Source organism: Flavobacterium wongokense, from assembly GCF_021608265.1.
GTDB classification, from domain to species: Bacteria; Bacteroidota; Bacteroidia; order Flavobacteriales; family Flavobacteriaceae; genus Flavobacterium; species Flavobacterium wongokense.
The window spans coordinates 63544-81240 of the sequence record NZ_JAKIHP010000008.1 but is presented as its reverse complement, the minus strand read 5'-3'; the positions used below and the strand labels follow the sequence as shown (position 1 = coordinate 81240).

The 17697-nt window shown below is 37.3% G+C and carries 27 protein-coding genes and 1 pseudogene; 23 read left to right on the top strand and 5 right to left on the bottom strand.

What is annotated here, in order from left to right; all coding sequences use genetic code 11:
* From L1S31_RS14180 to L1S31_RS14075, 23 genes and pseudogenes are all read left to right on the top strand, one after another.
* Positions 1-283: hypothetical protein (locus L1S31_RS14180; RefSeq protein ID WP_236465435.1), on the top strand; the 283-nt coding region annotated here is incomplete at its 5' end.
* A gap of 212 nt (positions 284-495) precedes the next feature.
* A complete protein-coding gene (locus tag L1S31_RS14175) occupies positions 496-795 on the top strand; it encodes a hypothetical protein (protein ID WP_236465434.1) in 300 nt (99 codons plus the stop codon).
* 5 nt (positions 796-800) lie between these two features.
* A complete protein-coding gene (locus L1S31_RS14170) occupies positions 801-1199 on the top strand; it encodes a hypothetical protein (RefSeq protein ID WP_236465433.1) in 399 nt (132 codons plus the stop codon).
* A gap of 161 nt (positions 1200-1360) precedes the next feature.
* Positions 1361-1960 carry a hypothetical protein gene (locus L1S31_RS14165; RefSeq protein WP_236465431.1) on the top strand — a complete coding sequence of 200 codons (600 nt, stop codon included), beginning with the start codon at positions 1361-1363 and terminating at the stop codon, positions 1958-1960.
* 192 nt (positions 1961-2152) lie between these two features.
* Positions 2153-3718 carry a T9SS type A sorting domain-containing protein gene (locus L1S31_RS14160; protein ID WP_236465430.1) on the top strand — a complete coding sequence of 522 codons (1566 nt, stop codon included), beginning with the start codon at positions 2153-2155 and terminating at the stop codon, positions 3716-3718.
* 265 nt (positions 3719-3983) lie between these two features.
* Complete coding sequence (locus L1S31_RS14155) at positions 3984-4379, top strand: hypothetical protein (protein WP_236465429.1); 396 nt, start codon at positions 3984-3986, stop codon at positions 4377-4379.
* A 187-nt stretch (positions 4380-4566) separates the two neighbouring features.
* A pseudogene (locus L1S31_RS14950) lies at positions 4567-4680 on the top strand (two-component regulator propeller domain-containing protein); the annotation flags it as partial.
* Positions 4681-4749: 69 nt separating this feature from the next.
* Positions 4750-6297, top strand: a complete 1548-nt coding sequence (locus L1S31_RS14150) for a T9SS type A sorting domain-containing protein (RefSeq protein ID WP_236465427.1) — start codon at positions 4750-4752, stop codon at positions 6295-6297.
* A gap of 137 nt (positions 6298-6434) precedes the next feature.
* Positions 6435-6962 (top strand): hypothetical protein, encoded by a 528-nt coding sequence (locus tag L1S31_RS14145; RefSeq protein ID WP_236465426.1) that lies wholly within the window; start codon positions 6435-6437, stop codon positions 6960-6962.
* Between the two features lie 80 nt (positions 6963-7042).
* On the top strand, positions 7043-7570 hold the full coding sequence (locus L1S31_RS14140) for a GNAT family N-acetyltransferase (protein ID WP_236465425.1): 528 nt from the start codon (positions 7043-7045) through the stop codon (positions 7568-7570).
* A gap of 137 nt (positions 7571-7707) precedes the next feature.
* On the top strand, positions 7708-8028 hold the full coding sequence (locus tag L1S31_RS14135; RefSeq protein WP_236465424.1) for an ArsR/SmtB family transcription factor: 321 nt from the start codon (positions 7708-7710) through the stop codon (positions 8026-8028).
* Positions 8025-8525 carry an SRPBCC family protein gene (locus tag L1S31_RS14130; protein WP_236465423.1) on the top strand — a complete coding sequence of 167 codons (501 nt, stop codon included), beginning with the start codon at positions 8025-8027 and terminating at the stop codon, positions 8523-8525. The genes L1S31_RS14135 and L1S31_RS14130 overlap by 4 nt, the downstream gene beginning before the upstream one ends.
* A 44-nt stretch (positions 8526-8569) precedes the next feature.
* Positions 8570-9004 (top strand): DUF1801 domain-containing protein, encoded by a 435-nt coding sequence (locus L1S31_RS14125; RefSeq protein WP_236465422.1) that lies wholly within the window; start codon positions 8570-8572, stop codon positions 9002-9004.
* Positions 9005-9011: 7 nt separating this feature from the next.
* Positions 9012-9374, top strand: coding sequence for a DUF2200 domain-containing protein (locus L1S31_RS14120; RefSeq protein WP_236465421.1), 363 nt, complete (start codon positions 9012-9014; stop codon positions 9372-9374).
* Between the two features lie 47 nt (positions 9375-9421).
* A complete protein-coding gene (locus L1S31_RS14115) occupies positions 9422-9898 on the top strand; it encodes a hypothetical protein (RefSeq protein WP_236465420.1) in 477 nt (158 codons plus the stop codon).
* An 84-nt stretch (positions 9899-9982) separates the two neighbouring features.
* Positions 9983-10375 carry a DUF1801 domain-containing protein gene (locus L1S31_RS14110; protein WP_236465419.1) on the top strand — a complete coding sequence of 131 codons (393 nt, stop codon included), beginning with the start codon at positions 9983-9985 and terminating at the stop codon, positions 10373-10375.
* A gap of 21 nt (positions 10376-10396) precedes the next feature.
* Positions 10397-11086, top strand: coding sequence for a T9SS type A sorting domain-containing protein (locus L1S31_RS14105; protein ID WP_236465417.1), 690 nt, complete (start codon positions 10397-10399; stop codon positions 11084-11086).
* Between the two features lie 20 nt (positions 11087-11106).
* Positions 11107-11850, top strand: a complete 744-nt coding sequence (gene bla, locus L1S31_RS14100; RefSeq protein WP_370637883.1) for a BlaB/IND/MUS family subclass B1 metallo-beta-lactamase — start codon at positions 11107-11109, stop codon at positions 11848-11850.
* A 77-nt stretch (positions 11851-11927) separates the two neighbouring features.
* Complete coding sequence (locus L1S31_RS14095) at positions 11928-12446, top strand: SRPBCC family protein (protein ID WP_236465414.1); 519 nt, start codon at positions 11928-11930, stop codon at positions 12444-12446.
* 13 nt (positions 12447-12459) lie between these two features.
* Positions 12460-12816 carry a bleomycin resistance protein gene (locus L1S31_RS14090; RefSeq protein ID WP_236465413.1) on the top strand — a complete coding sequence of 119 codons (357 nt, stop codon included), beginning with the start codon at positions 12460-12462 and terminating at the stop codon, positions 12814-12816.
* Positions 12817-12825: 9 nt separating this feature from the next.
* On the top strand, positions 12826-13284 hold the full coding sequence (locus tag L1S31_RS14085; protein WP_236465411.1) for an SRPBCC family protein: 459 nt from the start codon (positions 12826-12828) through the stop codon (positions 13282-13284).
* Positions 13284-13631, top strand: coding sequence for an MmcQ/YjbR family DNA-binding protein (locus tag L1S31_RS14080; RefSeq protein WP_236465410.1), 348 nt, complete (start codon positions 13284-13286; stop codon positions 13629-13631). The genes L1S31_RS14085 and L1S31_RS14080 overlap by 1 nt, the downstream gene beginning before the upstream one ends.
* Positions 13632-13641: 10 nt before the next feature.
* Positions 13642-14202: a DUF4256 domain-containing protein gene (locus tag L1S31_RS14075; RefSeq protein WP_236465409.1), complete on the top strand. Its 561-nt coding sequence runs from the start codon at positions 13642-13644 to the stop codon at positions 14200-14202.
* Here the strand turns inward: L1S31_RS14075 and L1S31_RS14070 are convergent.
* From L1S31_RS14070 to L1S31_RS14050, 5 genes are read right to left on the bottom strand one after another with little or no spacing between them, the layout of a single operon-like run.
* Positions 14192-14689 carry a 4'-phosphopantetheinyl transferase family protein gene (locus L1S31_RS14070; protein ID WP_236465408.1) on the bottom strand — a complete coding sequence of 166 codons (498 nt, stop codon included), beginning with the start codon at positions 14687-14689 and terminating at the stop codon, positions 14192-14194. The two genes, L1S31_RS14075 and L1S31_RS14070, sit on opposite strands and share 11 nt — an antisense overlap.
* Complete coding sequence (locus L1S31_RS14065; protein ID WP_236465407.1) at positions 14686-14940, bottom strand: acyl carrier protein; 255 nt, start codon at positions 14938-14940, stop codon at positions 14686-14688. The genes L1S31_RS14070 and L1S31_RS14065 overlap by 4 nt, the downstream gene beginning before the upstream one ends.
* Positions 14933-16210: a beta-ketoacyl-[acyl-carrier-protein] synthase family protein gene (locus L1S31_RS14060; protein ID WP_236465406.1), complete on the bottom strand. Its 1278-nt coding sequence runs from the start codon at positions 16208-16210 to the stop codon at positions 14933-14935. The genes L1S31_RS14065 and L1S31_RS14060 overlap by 8 nt, the downstream gene beginning before the upstream one ends.
* 1 nt (position 16211) lies before the next feature.
* Positions 16212-16637 (bottom strand): 3-hydroxyacyl-ACP dehydratase FabZ family protein, encoded by a 426-nt coding sequence (locus L1S31_RS14055; protein WP_236465405.1) that lies wholly within the window; start codon positions 16635-16637, stop codon positions 16212-16214.
* Complete coding sequence (locus L1S31_RS14050) at positions 16638-17690, bottom strand: type III polyketide synthase (RefSeq protein ID WP_236465404.1); 1053 nt, start codon at positions 17688-17690, stop codon at positions 16638-16640.
* Positions 17691-17697: the final 7 nt, after the last annotated feature.

The following is a 17697-nucleotide window of genomic DNA, read 5'->3' as shown; positions in this document are numbered from 1 at the left end:
CAAGCTTAACACAGATTGCGGAAAAAATGTAATGATTTTTAAAATGGGAAAGCTTATTTTAGAACTTTTAGGAAAAGCCTTGATTGGTGTGCTGAAAATTGTAGCAATAATGTATATCATTGTTTATATATGCATTTATGTCGGAAATACTTATGGTAATATTTATGGTCTTATATTATTCATTGTTGTTTCAACAATAATTGTGGTGATCTCAAATAAAGTAAAAAAGAAAAACGCTGAAGATTTTTTGAGAAATTCTGACGATTATACGAAGCGTAAATAGTCAAATACAAAAAAGCCAGCCAGCCGCTAACAGCGGTTTTGCGCAATGGCTAGTTTATCTTTCTTGGAAAATAATCTGCTAATTCAAATTTTGCTTATCTTTCGAATAATTATTAAAGTTCCGCCACTACGCAAAGCCGCGGAACGTTATAGGCAATGCTAGCACGATTGCGTAAAATTGCATTTAAAAATAATCAAACACTAAATATTATTATGGAATTAAACGAATTTATAAAGCAAACCATAATTCAAATTACTGACGGTCTAGTTGAAGGACACAAATACGTAAGTGAAAACAATTTTGGGAGTGGAATTAGTGATTCAAGTGGCAAAGAAATTAGTTTTGATGTTGCAGTCACTTCAAATGAAGGTGAAAAAACTGGAGCTGGCGGAAAGATTTCCATTGCAAATGTTTTTAGTGCTGGTGCAAATGGAGAAAATACAACTAGTTTAACAAACGTTAGTCGAATTCAATTTAAAACTTATCTTCATTTAACAATGCCGAAGAAATAAGTACCATGGAAACAAATGAACCAAAAGTTGTTTTAGAATTATACAATAAGCTTTGCAAATCAAAATTACACATCTTCCCTGAAAAAGGGAAAGTTAATCTCACTAATAAGCATGGCGTTTATATTATTTATAGTTCAAGTGATGAAATACTTCATGTCGGAATGACTCCTTATGGAAAAGATGGACTTAACCAAAGGTTATATAATCATATTACGAAAGCAGGAGTTTTTTACAGAGAATATTTAAAACCTCGTAATATGTCATTAAGAGGAACTTGTAAATTTCGTTACATTGAAATCCAAGATGCTAGAATTAGAGCATTAGTAGAAGCTTTAACTGCTGGAAAATTATGTCCAGCTCATTTCGGAACTGGAGTAAAAAAGATTGTAGTGTTAAAGAACTAAGCACTGCCTATAACAGCGGTTTTGCGCCATTGCTACTAAGTGCTCCGCCGGAAACCTAACGGTTTCCCCAAATCCTTCACCACGCAAAATATTTTTCTTAGATTTACCGCTACTGACGCCAAGCGGCGGAACGTTGTACGACATTTACAAAACCACGTATCATGAGAACTATCATTGTTTTTCTTTTCATAGCAAATATTTCTTTTGCACAATTAGGCTTAAAAGAAGCAGAAGTTATTAAACTACAAGGAAAATATTGGAAGCGTGAAGCTGACGAAAATTATATCAATCTATATTATAAAAGTGTAATCATACATGATGGAGAAAAGATTTCAGAAGTCATATTATACAAAATAGACAATGAAACTAAAATCTGTGCTTTTGTAGTTTACTCTGCACCTTTAAAGGCAATTGATAGTTATACCAAGCTTTTAAACAGTATGTCTGTTCAAGAATATGAAGATTATTGGACAGATTACAAAAACAATTCCTATTACAAGTTATATACCAATGGAGAGTTTGTAAGTATTGAACATGGATATATAAATTCTTCAAGTCAAACAACAAATTGTGAAACTGAGAAAGAAAAGTTAGTGACCCAAATTCAATCTTTAAAAAAGAATAATGAAGATTTACAAGAAGCATTAAAAAAAATTACAAATGAAAGCAATAAGACAGTTCAGAATCTTGAAAAAGCTCTAAAAGAACTGGAAAAAAGAGATTTGAAAATAGAGCAACTTGAGAAAGTTATAAAAAAATAGTTTAAAAACGTAAACGTCGTACAACAACGGTTTTGCGCCATATCAATTATGTGCTCTGCCGGAAACCTAACGGTTTCCCGAAATCTTCTTCACGCAGAATATTTTTCTTAAATTTACCGCTACTACGCCAAGCCGCGGTAAATTATAAGCCATTTTAAACAACATTGTGCTAAATTAAAACCTGAAGAAATTATGAAACTAAAAACTACATTTCTGTTGTCAGTTCTTTTTTTATTACCCTTTACTACTATAGCGCAAGACGGCTCTTTAGACACAAGTTTTGGAACTGGAGGGGTTGTAACTACTATTGTTGGAGCGGTTGATTTTCTAAATTTGGCTGGAAATGCCTATCCCATAGCTATCCAAAACGATGGAAAAATTGTAGTGGCAGGGAAAAGTTATAATGGCTTTAATTACGATTTTGGGGTGGTGCGATACAATGGCAATGGAAGTTTAGATACCTCTTTTGGTACTAATGGAAAAGTAATTACCGATTTTGGAAATGATTTTCCAAAATCTATTGCCATCCAAAGTGATGGAAAAATTCTAGTTGGAGGCGTAAATTTTAGTGGTTCTACTGTCAAGTTTGCCTTAGTCAGATATACTACCAATGGCAGTTTAGACACTACATTTGATACCGATGGAAAGGTTACTACAAATTTTAGCGGTGGAGATTGCCACGCTTACTCTTTAGCGCTACAAAGCGATGGTAAGATTGTATTGGCTGGCGATGGAAGAGATGGTTCCGGTTTCCTAAGTTTTGCTACCATCAGATACAACACCGATGGAAGTTTAGACACTACTTTTGGTACCAATGGTAAAGTTGCTACTTATTTTGGCACTGCCGGGGCTACAAGTGATACTGCGAATGCTGTTGCTATACAAAATGATGGGAAAATTGTAGTTGCAGGACTTAGTAACCTACAGGCTACTAATATCAGTCGTTTTGCAGCTTTGAGATATAACACCGATGGCAGCCTGGATACCTCTTTTGATAATGATGGGATGCTTACTGCAAGTTTTGGAGCATTTAGCGATGAAGCAACGTCATTGGCACTACAAAACGATGGAAAATTAGTTATAGGAGGAAATTCCTCTTTAGCGCAAAATGGGGGTAAAATTTTTGCCATAGCACGATTCAATAGCGATGGAAGTTTAGATACCACATTTGATAGTGATGGGAAAGTAACAACTCTCATTGGAACATCTTCGAATGGTTTGTATTCTACCATACTACAGGGTGATGGAAAAATTTTAGTTGCAGGATTTAGTAATAGTTTAAACGGTAATGTTTTGACTATCGTGAGATACAATATAGATGGTAGTTTAGATACTTCGTTTGATTCAGATGGTATCGTTAATACCATTTATGATTTTGCTGCATATACAGGTCTATATGCTTTAGCACTACAAAACGATGGGAAAATTGTTGCCGCAGGAAGACTCAATAATTATTTCGGGGTTGTTCGCTACAACAACGCCTCATTAGCGACAACTACCTTTGAAAATCAAACCGTAACTATTTCGGTTGCCCCTAATCCTTTTTCCTCTCAAACCACTTTTCAAAGCGATGTTTCTTTTGAAAATGCGAGTTTGTCAGTTTACAATTCCATCGGGCAATTAGTCAAAGCCATAAACAATATCAATGGGCAACAGATTACATTTTCCCGAGATAATTTACCAAACGGATTGTATTTTGCTCATTTAATGCAGGATAATAAAAGTATCGGGAGTCAAAAATTAGTAATTACAGAATAAATATTTTTTGTTGCTAAATGACGAACAGGCAAGAATTATTCAACGATTATTTTCCCGCTCGTGCAATAGCTCGTAAGTGCTCCGCCGGAAACCTAACGGTTTCCAGAAATCCTTCATTACGCAGAATATTTTTCCTAAATTTACCGCTACTACGCCAAGCGACTGAACGTTAGTGGCAGGTTAACCTACTTTACAACTCAAAATAATGAAAAGCATATACTCAATCATTCTATTACTTCTTGTACAAAATACATGGTGTCAAAAAATGCCAAGAAATCAAAATAATTGGCCCGAAGGAATTTCAATGGAGTATTATGAATATCCCGATAACAATTTTAAAGAAAGGAAATCATCCCTCATTTTTTTGGGTAAAACAGAATTTAAATTAGAAACCCATAAAAGTTATAAAAGAGTTGATATTTCTAAAAAAGTACAGGAGATAGAAATTATAAAAAACTCTTTAACCGAGGAATTAATTCATAAATTCATCGAATGTTGTTATGTAAAAAAATGTGTTGATGGCTTACGTAAAGGATATCATTTTATGATAAAGCGTGGTGACAAAATCGAAAGCGTATATATCGAATCAGAATTTCTAGAAGGCAATTTTTGTGAAAACGACAAACTTAAACTACTGATCGACACATTTAAAAATATTTAAACCTGCCACTAACAGCGGTTTCACGCCATAGCTGGTTTTGCCCTGCCTGGAAATACGCTGAACCCTATAATTTCAATCGCTTTTTTTACTAACTTGCCATTACTACGTAAAGTATGGGCACTTTACCAAATTGAGATCCAAATGAAAACGTTAATCCAGGTTGCCGGACTGCTAATTTTCTTTTACCCACAACGGGGTTTTTTGTATCGTCGAAGATACTTCCGGAAAACTTTGGTTTGGAACGAGGAATGTCGGATTGAGCAGGTTTGATGGAATAAGTTTTACTCCATTTTCTGAGTAAATTAGGTCAGCCTGTATAAGCGGTTTAGCCAAGTTGCGGGACGTCCTGCGATTTTAACAACAGTAAAATATGAAACCAAAATTTTTATTTGTTATTTTTTACTTTTTCCTTCAAAACAGCATTGCACAAAATGGAGTTTTGGACAACAGTTTTGGAAGTAATGGATTAAAAACAATAGCAATTTCAAATAAAAATGTAAGAGGTTATTTCATCCTGACATTTTCTGATAATTCGTTTATGGTTTCCGGAAATACAGATGAAAATCCGAATGGAGCAATCAATCGTAGCGCCTTTATTTCTAAACATACCTCTGACGGAAATTTAGACTTAACATTTGGAAATAATGGATTTATAACAATTCCGAACGGCAGCAACGGAATATCTTCCATTAGTGATATGGTAAAGCAGCCTGATGGTAAAATTTTAATATCGGGGTTCATTAATGGAAGACCAATGTTAATGAGGTTATTTGAAAATGGAAACTACGATAGTTCATTTGGCTCAAACGGAATTGCAAATGTTAGTGTAAATGGAAAAATTGGAATTCAAAACGATGGAAAAATAATAATTGCAACCGGATTTCAAAATGGGAACACTTGTGTCTATTCATTTTCTAAATTCCTGGAAAATGGAAATATCGATGCTTCATTTGGAATTAACGGAACAATGTTAAATGATATTACGGGTTATGATTATGATTATTGCCTTGGAATAAAAATACTTCCCGACAATAAGTTCATAACTATTGGAACTTCCTCTTTCCATTGGGGCAATTACAGGAATGCTGTTGTTTGCAAATTCGATGAAAATGGAAATCCTGACAATACTTTTGGTACTAATGGCATGAATATGACAGCAATAGGAACATCACCCGGATATGCCATTTTTAGGGATTTTGAAATTCTCAACAACGGCCAGATTGTAACTTGTGGAAGTGCCGAATACTCAGGTGGAACAGGCGGTTTTGGTGGTACAAAACCTGTAGTTGTAAAATACAATTCAAACGGAACTTTAGATACTGCTTTCGGGACAAACGGAATAGTAATCTTGAATACAATATTTAACGCTAACGATAATTTTTATGCAATAAAAGTGCAGCAAGATGGTAAAATTTTAGGTTTGGGTGGCTCGGCATACCCCTATCCCTACATGCAGTCTTACTTAAATATTACCCGATTGACTGAAACCGGAAATTTAGATTTAAGTTTTGGGAATAATGGCGTTTTTTTAACGAATACGAATAACTCACAACTAAATGGCGGTTGGGAAATCGATATTCAAAATGATGACAAAATCATTGCTGTAGGCTATACCGCTACAACAGATATTGCAGACAAAACCACGCTAATCTGCAGGCTTAGTCCTGACAATTCATTAAATACTGATGAAAACATGGCAGAGCGCCATATTAAAATTTATCCAAATCCAACTACTGAATATATTCATCTTTCGAATCTCTCTGAAATTTTGGGTTATACAATTTATAATCTTTTAGGAGATAAAATTGAAGAAGGCAGCATTTCTGATAATGAAAAAATTGATGTCCGTGATTTAACTAATGGGCTGTATTTATTAAAGTTTGCAAACGGAACAACACTAAAATTTACTAAAGAGTAAAAAGGATTTTTACCAGCTTGCCATCCTCCTGTAAATACCATTTACGATTTATTTACAAAATTTACATTTTTATTTACAATCCAAATCACTCATTCTGAAAATAGTACGCTAAATTCGTTCAACCAATTTGAAAGAATATGAAAAAAATCATCTATGTGCTGATCTTGTCACTGGTTGTGGTAAGCGGACTAATATTTTTTGTTAATCGTGAAACTAAACCATCAACCAAGCTGTTGACCTTTGCTGAAAGAGATGCAGAGAGGAAAAAATGGGAAGCCTCTGCTGATGGTATAAAGTACCAAGAATGGAAGGTTTCTGCAGAAGGTAAAAAAGTGAAAGCCAGCCATGATAAAATAAGAAAGTCCCTAAAGGATTTCAGCGAAATGGAAGCTGTCGTAACCTCTACAACTTTTAAGCGTACAAACGCGGAATCAGGACCAAAATGGCTTATAGTCAGTATTAATGGCGAAGAATACATGATGCAATTTATCCCAAAGGATTTTGAGCCATTAAAAAACCTGAAAGTTAACGACAAAATAATTGTAAGAAGCCGTAGTGCAGGCTATTCGCCTAATCATCCTTATTTGATTTTATCGGGCGACTATATTGAGCAAAACAATAAGATGCTTTTTAAACGTGACTTTAGCAAAAATAAAGGTTGCTGAGTATTAGGTTTTTCGTTCCGGAAAGTTTTAAATATTTATCTTAGCGGAAAGAACAACAATTTCCCGAAATACATAATAAAATGGCGAGTAGAAATTTTACACCTTTCCCAATTTTGACAACTGAAAGACTAACCCTTAGGCAGTTGTCAGTTGACGACCGTCAAAACATTTTGGCTTTACGTTCTGACCCGGAAATAAACAAATATCTCGAGAGGCAGCCAAGCAAAACAATTGAAGATGCGTTAAACTTCATCAACAAGATTAATGATAACATAAAAAACAATAACGCTATTTATTGGGTAATCACCTTGGCAAATGCCAAAACATTTGTTGGAACTATTTGTTTATTTGATTTTTCAGAAGAAAAAAACAGTTGCGAAATTGGCTATGAACTTATGCCGAAATTCCAAGGGCAAGGGATTATGAAAGAAGCTGCTGCTGCAGTTATTGACTATGTTTTCCAGACATTGCAGTTTAAAAAAATAGTAGCATTTACGCATAATGAGAACCAAAGTTCGACCAATCTTTTGAAGAAATTCAATTTTATCAAATCATTGGAAAATGAAAGTTCTGATTTCAGTATTTTCACATTAACCCATTCGCAGTAACTCCTCTACCCTATTTTCACAGGCTGATCTCCCAGTTAAATTTCACTAAATTTTAGCATTGCAAAAAATAATTGCAAATAAATTTGCGCAAGTGATTGTTTGCGTATATATTTGCAAACGAATACTTGCATATTAAAATGAGAAGAGATATATACCAAGCCATAGCCGATCCAACCAGAAGGTCCATTTTGGGATTATTGGTTGTACAGTCAATGACACCTAACGCATTGGCTGAATATTTTGACATGTCAAGACAGGGTGTTTCAAACCATATCAGGATTTTGACAGAATGTGATTTGGTCAAACAGGAGCAACAAGGTCGGGAAATCCATTATTCACTTCAGATTGAAAAAATGAAGGAGATTGATAATTGGCTGGAACAGTTCAGGAAAATTTGGGAAACACAGTTTAATCAACTAGATGAAATATTAGAAACACTTAAAAAACAAAAAAAATGACAAATAATCTGCAATTTGAGTTTACCGTTGACAAAGCCGCAAAAAAGGTATTTATAAAAAGAGAGTTTGCTGCCGAACTTTCACTCGTATGGGACGCTTTTACCAAACCGGAAATCCTTGACCAATGGAATGCACCAGCGCCATACAAGGCAAGGACAAAATATATGAATTTTGAAGTAGGCGGAAAAAGGCTTTATGCAATGGTAAGTCCGGATGGACAGGAAGGCTGGATCATCCAGGAATACACTTCCATCAACCCAAAAACCAATTTTAAAATGTTCAATGCTTTTGCAGACCAGGATGAAAAGCCTCAATTGCCTGGCTCTGAATGGGATTACAATTTCAGTGAAGAGAACGGAAAGACAACAGTTAATATTACTATTTACAATGAATCTCTTGCCCGTATGGAAAAGATGATTGAAATGGGCTTCACTGAAGGCTTTAAGGCAACGATTGACCAACTTGATAATTTATTGGCAACTTTATCCAAAAAATAATAGGTTTACGAAATATTCATTAATTTTAAAAAAACAAATTAAGAATGGACGTAAACGAACAAATCGCAACGTATATCGCCAGCCTGCCTCAATCGAAACAAAACGAAATGCAGGAATTGCACCAGCGCATACTTCAAACACTTCCCGGAAGTAAATTATGGTTCCTGGATGGTACAAACGCCGAAGGGAAAATTGTTTCCAATCCCAATATCGGATATGGCCTTTACACCATAAAATATGCCGATGGAACAAGCAGGGAGTTTTATCAGATTGGCTTGAGTGCGAACAGCACTGGGATTTCAGTCTATATTTTAGGTCTCGAGGATAAAAAATACTTAGCCAACACTTTTGGAGAAAAAATAGGTAAAGCCAGCGTAACCGGATATTGCATTAAATTTAAAACCCTAAAGGATATAAACATCGATGTACTCGAAGAAGCAATCCGTTATGGTGTTGATGCAACAAATAAAAAAGAGTAAAGCGGATATGAAAAGTACGAGCCATCACGATGAGCGAATCGCTAAAATGACATTTGCATCGGTATATCCTCATTATGTTGTAAAAGTTGAAAAAAAAGGCAGAACCATAGCAGAACTGCATCAGGTAATTGAATGGCTGACGGGTTACGATAAAATGAAAGTGCAACAACTCATTGAAGCGAAAGTAACCTTTCAGGAGTTTTTTCATAAAGCTGTTATAAACCCTAATGCGCATCTCATAACTGGCGTAATCTGTGGCTATCGCGTGGAAGAAATTGAACATCCACTGACACAACAGGCAAGGTATCTGGACAAATTAATAGATGAACTGGCTAAAGGCCGTAAGATGGAAAAGATCTTGCGGACTTAATGCGAAATAACTTATCTTTAACCAAACAACGACCTCTAAAAAAAGAAGTGAAAAAGAAAATTATCATTTTAGCCTTAACAATTGCATCCCTCATCACGGCTTGTTCGAGTAGTGATTCTCAAGACTGCCAGCCTACCAGCATAACCATGAAAGTCAACGGAGAACTGCAAACCTTCGAACCCATTGGACGAAGCATCGATTTGGAAGGCAACGGACACCGATTGCAGCTCGATTTCCACAGAGGCAACAGCGACCCATTCTCAGAACAGGCAGTTTCATTAATCCTGCGCTACAAAAAAACGGGCCAGAATGTAATTGAAAAAATTATATACTTCCATCATACTGCCGGGTATTCTTTGGATGCGGAAATCACGCAGCCACAAATCCAGAGTAATGTTGAAATCAATCGCACTACCTGTTTTTATGCTACTTTTTCAGGAACATTCACAAACGGAACTCTGGCTGAGGAAATTACAGAGGCAAAAGTCAGTTATACTTACGAAGAACCATTTGGCAACAATTAATCAATAAGCAACACTTTATCAGGCATATACATAAAGTTTGAAAAAGAAAAATCATTATCTTTGATAAAAGCATTGTCCAAAATTATGAATCCAGAAATTAAAGAATACAACAGCAGGCAAAACCCAGATGATAAAAAAATCTGCGACGAGCTTGCAGTTATCATCGACCACGAATTGCAGGAAGCGGAAAGCAAAGTCTGGCACGCACATCCCGTATGGTTTTTAGATGGAAATCCAATTGTTGGCTATAGCAGGCAAAAAGCCGGATTGCGGCTGATGTTTTGGAGCGGAGCAGATTTTGGTGAAGAAAGCCTCAAGGTAAGCGGTGGAAAATTTAAGGATGCCTCAATTTTCTTTAATGATGTTTCTGAAATTAACACCAACGATTTGAAAAACTGGCTTAAAAAATCGAGGGAAATTCAATGGGATTATAAAAATATTGTCAAAAGGAAAGGCCAGCTTGAAAAACTGAAATAACATAACTTAAACCAACAGGAGATGAAAAATTCAATACTATTACTATCGCTATTTTGCTGTTTAAACTGTTTTTCACAAAACCCAAATCCTGCTTTGTTCCAAAACTGGTATTTGCGGTTTATTCAAAGTAGTGATTTGTCTACCCCTTATACGGTCTCGCAATTCCAACCACAGATAAGCCCTACCTTAATCATTTCCAGTGACCTCAGCTATAACGGTCAGGGCGCGTGCAATTCATTCAGCGGTTCTTTTGCCAGTGCAACAACTGACTCATTCTGGCAGACGAATTCATTTTCAAATTCTACAGCATCCTGCAGCTCTCAAAACCAGGATTTCTTTGAATCGGGTTACTTTAGTTTTATGCAATCCGGAGGTTGGTATCAAATTACATCTGAAGGCATTGGATTGGTTTTAACAATGAACAATCCAATTTTTGGCCAGGCTGTATTCCAAAATTTTCCATTAAAAAATTCAGAATTTGATTTAGCAAAGGTTTCAATACATCCCAATCCTGCAAGCTCTGTAGTTTATTTGGATTCGGGGCAATTGGCAATTTCTAAAATCCAAATCGTCAATTCACTTGGCCAAAATATCAAAACCATCAATGCTAATTTTGAAGTCCTCAATATTGCCGATTTATCTTCTGGGATTTACATTTTAAAAATTGACACCGAATTTGGAACCGTAAGCAGGAAAATTATCAGGGAATGATTTGTTTCAGACGGATAAATTTGTACAAGGTTCTTTTTGCAATAAGTCTTTTAATCTCTATGACGGCTTTCGGGCAACCGGAAAAACCTAAGCTCGAGATTTCGGAACTCACGAGGGACTTTTACATTTACACTACTTATGGCGATCCAGGCAACGGAAGTTTATATCCTGCTAATGGCATGTACCTCGTCACTTCTGAAGGAGTTGTGTTGTTTGACTCTCCTTGGGACAAAACCCAATTCCAGCCGCTTTTGGACACCATACAGGCCAGGCATCATCAAAAAGTCATAATGTGCATCGCTACCCATTTTCACGATGACAGGACTGCGGGATTGGAATACTACAGGCAAAAAGGAATCAAAACCTACACAACCAAGCAAACGGATGAATTGTCCAAAGTAAAGAACCAGCCAAGAGCTGAATATTTGATTCAGAAGGATACTGTTTTCAATATCGGGCAATATCATTTTGAAACCTTTTATCCCGGCAAAGGCCATGCTCCTGACAATATTGTTATTTGGTTTGAAAAAGAAAAGGTATTGTATGGCGGTTGTTTTATTAAAAGCACCGAAACCAACAGTCCTGGCAATTTATCCGACGCCAATATTGAGGATTGGATAAAATCGATAAAAAAAGTCCAGGCAAAATGCCAAAATCCCAAATTTGTAATACCGGGACATCAGGACTGGAGCAGTAAAAAGTCACTACAGCACACATTGGCCATTTTAAAAAAATACCTGAAAGAAAACCCCAAAGACAAATGACATCACGACTTAGCGATATTAAAAAACTCAATAAATAAAATAACTATCTTTGGGAAACTAACTTAAAAACAACCAAAATGTACACCATTTTTATCATTCTGGCAGTCCTCGTAGCATTGGTTTTTATCGGTGCTGTTTTATCCCGAAAGCAATATCACATCAGTCGAAACGTTAGCATCAATGCTTCACGCCAAAAGGTATTCGATTATGTCAAATTACTTAAAAACCAGGATAATTTCAACAAATGGGTTATGGCTGACCCAATGACAAAAAAAGAATTTTCCGGCACAGATGGAACGGTTGGATTCATTTATGCCTGGAACGGAAAAAAATCGGGGGAAGGCGAACAGGAAATCATAAACATCCTTGAAGGTAAAAAAATTGAAACTGAAATCCGCTTCGTCAGGCCTTTCCCTTCAATTGCCTATGCAGATATGGTTATCGAATCGGAATCTGACACACAAACCAAATTAACCTGGAGCAATGCCAGCACAATGAAATATCCAATAAACATCATGCTGCCAATGATTGAAAAAATGCTTGCCAAAGACATGGACACCAGTTTGGCCACTTTGAAAAATATCCTCGAAAATTAAACCATACGAAACCATGCTCACAACCATAAATCCGAAACTGCCAATGCGTGACAAAAAAGCAACAAAGGATTATTATCTTAACAAACTTGGATTCCGCAACTTTGGTGATGCCGATTATGATGGATATTTAATGGTTGAAAAAGACAATGTCCAGATCCACTTTTTTGAGTTTAAGGATTTAGATCCAAATGAGAATTACGGGCAGGTTTACATCCGGACTGATAATATCGACGGATTGTATCAGTCTTTTTTGGACAATAAAGTTAGCGTTCATCCCAATGGATATTTGGAAGACAAATCTTGGGGACAACGCGAATTTTCATTACTTGATCCCGATAATAATTTACTAACTTTTGGGCAAAGCCTTTAAACTTCAAAAATGACAACACCAATCTTTCCAACCACACCCGATTGTGAAATTGTAAGCACAAGGACTATCAACTTTCCGGTAGCGCTGGTTTTTGCAGCCTGGTCTGAACCCGATCATTTAAAAAATTGGTGGGGACCAAATGGTTTTACCAATACTTTCGAGGAATTTGACTTTCGCGAAGGCGGAAGATGGAAATTTGTGATGCATGGACCAGACAAGGGAAATTATCAAAACGAAGTGGAATTCGTATCCATTCAAAAACCAAATCTCATTGCCTGGAAGCGCTATTCCAAACCACTTTTCAAAATAGCGGCTACGTTTGAGGAAATAGCAAATGATAAAACCAAAATTGTTTTCAGGATGGTTTTTGATACTGCCGAAGAGTCGAACAAACTGCGTCCTTTTGTGGTAGATAAGAATGAAGAAAACTTCGACAGGCTTGAGGATGAATTAACAAAAATGATTTAATGAATATAGAAGACATCACGGCTATATGCCAATCGCTGCCTAAGGTCACCCAAGACGTAAAATGGGGACATGACCTGGTATTTTCAATTGGCGGAAAAATGTTTTGTGTGGTTGGTTTAGATGAAGACCCAACTTCAGCTTCGTTTAAGGTTACCGATGAGGAATTCGAGGAAGTTTCGAATTGGCCCGGATTTAAGCCTGCGCCTTATGTGGCCAAATACAAATGGGTTTTTATCGATGACATTTCCAAAATGAACAAATCAAAATGGGAACAGTTTATCAACCAATCCTATGGATTGGTTAAGGCAAAACTGCCTCCAAAAATTATAAAACAACTTGAACTTTAAGAATAAAAGCATGAGTAAAAAAATCTTATCCCCGGAACATATTGAAGCATTATTAAAGGAATTAAAAACACGCTTTGAGAAAAACATGAATCGCCATAAAGGCCTTGATTGGGCAAAAGTACAGGCAAAGCTTGAAGCAAATCCCGATAAATTGTGGTCGTTGGATTTGATGGAAGAAACAGGCGGCGAACCCGATGTTGTGGGCTATGACAACAAAACGGATGAATATATTTTTTACGACTGCTCACCGGAAAGCCCAAAAGACCGCCGAAGTTATTGTTACGACCGCAAAGCTTTAGATTCCAGGAAAGAGCACAAGCCGAAAAACAGCGCTATAGATGTTGCTGAAGAAATGGGAATTGAAATGTTGGATGAAACGCAATACCGTGAACTACAGCAATTGGGTAATTTCGATTTAAAGACTTCAAGCTGGATTAAAACTCCGTCCGAAATCAGGAAACTGGGCGGTGCTGTTTTTTGCGACCGCCGTTATGATACGGTATTTTTATATCACAATGGCGCCGAATCCTATTATGCTGCAAGAGGTTTTCGTGGTGCGCTTAAAGTGTAACCAACTTTTCAAAACGTCCGTGATGGCTTTTTGAGACTGGCCTTAAAACCTGGTTTTTTGAATCGAAGTAATTTGGGATTCCGTTGTTTTTATGTAATCTTTCTTCGGGATTCAGGTATTTTATTTTGTCAAAATCTGAGGGATTGATTACTGCAATGGTTTCTATGGAATCTGGATTAATCACGGTTTTTGTGAAATAGGTTTTGCCATAACAAATGACTTTTCCATAAATGATTCCGTTCGTTTTTTCCAAATCAAAACATTCCAATTGCATCGGAATATAAGCCCTGATTTGCGTTTGACGGTTATAGATTTTATAGGCAGCTTCCTTCCTACTCCATAAATTCCAGACCATCGTTTCCGGATTTTTTGAGTTCAGGATAAGCAATTGTTCCTTTGCCGTAAAGATTTTATCCAAAAAACCTTTGCGTTTCCAGTTGCTTTCTTTTTGGGTCAAAGCCAAATCTATGACGTCGTTGCCAATCACTTTTCGGCGAGTTTGGTTTCTATGATGTTTAATGCCGCTTTGATGTTCAGCATTTTTTCCATCGATTGGTTGTCGATTTCGATTCCGAATGCTTCTTCAACATCCAAAACAATATCAACAAGATTCGCCGAATTGATATTCAAATCCGAAATAAAATCGGTATTCTCATTGATGTTCTCAAACGCTTCCTTGTTAGACACAAATGGTTTGACAATAGTCTTTAATTGCTCGATTACAGCTGCTTTATTCATGGCTATATTTTTTTAAAATTACACATCCGTTTACGTCGCCAAAACCAAAACTGGCTTTCGCTAAAATAGTGATATCCTTTTCAATCAACTGCTGCGGAATCCTCGAAGCGTCAATGCAATCTGTAATTTCCGGATGCAGGTCTTCGCAATTGGTATTTGGGAAAATAAATCCGTGGTAAACCTGCAGCACCGAAGCTACGCTTTCCACACTTCCCGACGCCGACAAACAGTGGCCAACCATAGATTTCAACGAATTGATAAAGGGAAAATCCTTTCCTTTTTTGTTTAATGCCTCACTCCAATTCCGGATTTCCAAACTGTCCTTGCTGGTTGCCGTCAGATGCCCGTTTATGGCATCAATATCGTCAGTAGTTATTCCTGCATTTGCCACCGCATCGGAAATACATTTTTGAACTGCAGTTGGATTTGGCGCCGTCATTGTTCCGAGTCCGCGTTGTCCGCCCGAATTCACATTACCTCCCAAAACTTCGGCATAAATCCGTACACCGCGAGCTAAAGCCGATTCCAGATCCTCCAAAACCAAAGCTCCGGCACCACTTCCGGGAACAAATCCCGAAGCGCTTTCCGACATTGGCCTTGAGCCTTGACCGGGAGTTTCATTATGCTTGAAAGTGCAGACTTTCATCGCATCAAAACCTCCCCAAATATAAGGACCGCCATCACTGGTACTTCCGGCAAGGATTCGTTTTGCCAATCCCGCCTTAATACGTTCATAGCCCATCAAAATGCTTTCGGTTCCTGTGGTACAGGCTGAAGAATTGGTCGTAACCTGATTCCCCAAACCAAGTTTTCCGCCAAGGTAGGCACTTATACCGCTATTCATTGTTTGTGCTACAGCCGTACTTCCGAGTTTTCGGGTTTGAAAATCGTCTATTTTGTAAATGCTCTCCCTAAATTTTTCTATGCCCGAAGTTCCGGTTCCGAATATTGTTCCCGAATCCCAGTCGGGATTTTCATCATGTAAGATGGGTAAATCGGCATCTTTCCACGCATCCATTCCGGCAATAACGCCATATAAGATTCCGGTTGAATTGAAATTCCGCAATTCCAATTCTGTAAAATAATCACTTTTCAATTCTTCCGATATTTCGGGTGCTCCCGAAATCTGACAGGAAAATTGCAGCCGTTCCAATTCGGGGTCAAACTTAATTCCGGAAACACCATTCTTTATGGCATTGGTAAACGCGTCAAGCCCAACTCCATTTGGAGCAACAATTCCGAGACCTGTTATGACAACTCTTTTTTCCATATCAAACAATCATTCCGGCTATTGAGCCACGGCAAACCTCATCGTTATTGACATTGAGCATTTTTACTCTGCATTTCAATTTGCCAAACCTAAAATAAATTTTCTCTGAAACCACTCTTACCTTTTCATTGGGGAAAACAGGCTTGAGGTATTCCACTTCAGAAGAGGTCAATGCAATTCTTGATTCAGCGTTAAAATCCTTTCCCAACAAATGGATTCCTAAACAAACCACACCAATCTGTGCCATTACTTCGATAAGGATTACACCTGGAGTTACGGGATCGTTTTTGAAATGCCCTTTATAAAAACTTAAATTTGGACTAAACGTAAAAGTTCCTTCCACTCCATTTGAATCTACATGCAGGAGCTCATCCACAAAAAGAAATGGTTTGGAATAAGGCAGTTTGTTTATTATACTTTTATACATCTAAAACTCAATTAATATTCGTTGGGCTGAAAAACCCGGACCAAAACTCAGCAGCAATCCTTTCTCACCTTTCTTTGGTTTATTATCCATGACGCGTTCCAATACATACAAAACTGTGGCACTCGACATGTTTCCATACAATCTCAGGACTTCTTTGGTATCGTTTATATTTTTGCCTAAACCCGAGAACAAATCTTCAACGGTCTGGACAATTTTTTTTCCACCGGGATGAAATATCAAATGGTCGATATCTTCTATTTTCAGGTTATGTTTTTCCAAAAAAGGATGGATTATATCCGGAAAATGGGAAGCAATCGTTTCCGGAACCTCAACATCCAAAACCATCTGCAGTCCACTGTTTACAAGCTTGAAACCCATCATGTGGATGGCGTCATAAAAATGGTACATTTCTTCGGCGAGGATTTTTGGGCCTTCATCATTTTCGTGTGAAGAAAGCAAGACACAGGCTGCACCATCACCAAAAATTGCAGCACTTACAATATTCGGCATCGAATAATCATCGAGCTGGAATGTGGCAGTTGGGCTTTCGACAGCAATGACTGCGGCACGTTTCCCCGGATTTGCCTGAAGGAAGTTCTTAGCATAAATCATCCCCGAGATTCCGGCTGCACAACCCATTTCTGTGACCGGCAGGCGAACAATGTCCTGACGGAGTTTCAGCGAATTAATCAGATAGGCATCGAGTGACGGAATCATGATTCCGGTGCAGCTTACCGTGATGATATAGTCTAAGGTTTCGGGTTTCCAATCTGCTTTTTTCAGTGCTTCATCCAAAACCTTCTTGCCAAGTTTTATCACTTCGCGAACGTAAATGTCGTTGCGTTGCTCAAAAGAAGTGTTGGTAAAAACCTCAATGGGTTCCATGATGGAATACCGTTTATCAACCATCGCGCCTTCGAAAATCTTTTTTACCTTACGGATAAAACGATCGTCCTGGCCGACAAGCCAATTTTCCAGAAGTGGCATTACTTCTTCTGTTGTTCGGGAATATTCCGGTAATGCTTTTGCTACGGCTTTTATTTTGACACCCATTTTGGCT

Coding starts and splice junctions, on each gene's coding strand:
- L1S31_RS14175 (WP_236465434.1), top strand. CDS start 496: ATGGAATTAAACGAATTTATAAAGCAAACCATAATTCAAATTACTGAC.
- L1S31_RS14170 (WP_236465433.1), top strand. CDS start 801: ATGGAAACAAATGAACCAAAAGTTGTTTTAGAATTATACAATAAGCTT.
- L1S31_RS14165 (WP_236465431.1), top strand. CDS start 1,361: ATGAGAACTATCATTGTTTTTCTTTTCATAGCAAATATTTCTTTTGCA.
- L1S31_RS14160 (WP_236465430.1), top strand. CDS start 2,153: ATGAAACTAAAAACTACATTTCTGTTGTCAGTTCTTTTTTTATTACCC.
- L1S31_RS14155 (WP_236465429.1), top strand. CDS start 3,984: ATGCCAAGAAATCAAAATAATTGGCCCGAAGGAATTTCAATGGAGTAT.
- L1S31_RS14150 (WP_236465427.1), top strand. CDS start 4,750: ATGAAACCAAAATTTTTATTTGTTATTTTTTACTTTTTCCTTCAAAAC.
- L1S31_RS14145 (WP_236465426.1), top strand. CDS start 6,435: ATGAAAAAAATCATCTATGTGCTGATCTTGTCACTGGTTGTGGTAAGC.
- L1S31_RS14140 (WP_236465425.1), top strand. CDS start 7,043: ATGGCGAGTAGAAATTTTACACCTTTCCCAATTTTGACAACTGAAAGA.
- L1S31_RS14135 (WP_236465424.1), top strand. CDS start 7,708: ATGAGAAGAGATATATACCAAGCCATAGCCGATCCAACCAGAAGGTCC.
- L1S31_RS14130 (WP_236465423.1), top strand. CDS start 8,025: ATGACAAATAATCTGCAATTTGAGTTTACCGTTGACAAAGCCGCAAAA.
- L1S31_RS14125 (WP_236465422.1), top strand. CDS start 8,570: ATGGACGTAAACGAACAAATCGCAACGTATATCGCCAGCCTGCCTCAA.
- L1S31_RS14120 (WP_236465421.1), top strand. CDS start 9,012: ATGAAAAGTACGAGCCATCACGATGAGCGAATCGCTAAAATGACATTT.
- L1S31_RS14110 (WP_236465419.1), top strand. CDS start 9,983: ATGAATCCAGAAATTAAAGAATACAACAGCAGGCAAAACCCAGATGAT.
- L1S31_RS14105 (WP_236465417.1), top strand. CDS start 10,397: ATGAAAAATTCAATACTATTACTATCGCTATTTTGCTGTTTAAACTGT.
- L1S31_RS14095 (WP_236465414.1), top strand. CDS start 11,928: ATGTACACCATTTTTATCATTCTGGCAGTCCTCGTAGCATTGGTTTTT.
- L1S31_RS14090 (WP_236465413.1), top strand. CDS start 12,460: ATGCTCACAACCATAAATCCGAAACTGCCAATGCGTGACAAAAAAGCA.
- L1S31_RS14085 (WP_236465411.1), top strand. CDS start 12,826: ATGACAACACCAATCTTTCCAACCACACCCGATTGTGAAATTGTAAGC.
- L1S31_RS14080 (WP_236465410.1), top strand. CDS start 13,284: ATGAATATAGAAGACATCACGGCTATATGCCAATCGCTGCCTAAGGTC.
- L1S31_RS14075 (WP_236465409.1), top strand. CDS start 13,642: ATGAGTAAAAAAATCTTATCCCCGGAACATATTGAAGCATTATTAAAG.
- L1S31_RS14065 (WP_236465407.1), bottom strand. CDS start 14,940: ATGAATAAAGCAGCTGTAATCGAGCAATTAAAGACTATTGTCAAACCA.
- L1S31_RS14060 (WP_236465406.1), bottom strand. CDS start 16,210: ATGGAAAAAAGAGTTGTCATAACAGGTCTCGGAATTGTTGCTCCAAAT.
- L1S31_RS14055 (WP_236465405.1), bottom strand. CDS start 16,637: ATGTATAAAAGTATAATAAACAAACTGCCTTATTCCAAACCATTTCTT.
- L1S31_RS14050 (WP_236465404.1), bottom strand. CDS start 17,690: ATGGGTGTCAAAATAAAAGCCGTAGCAAAAGCATTACCGGAATATTCC.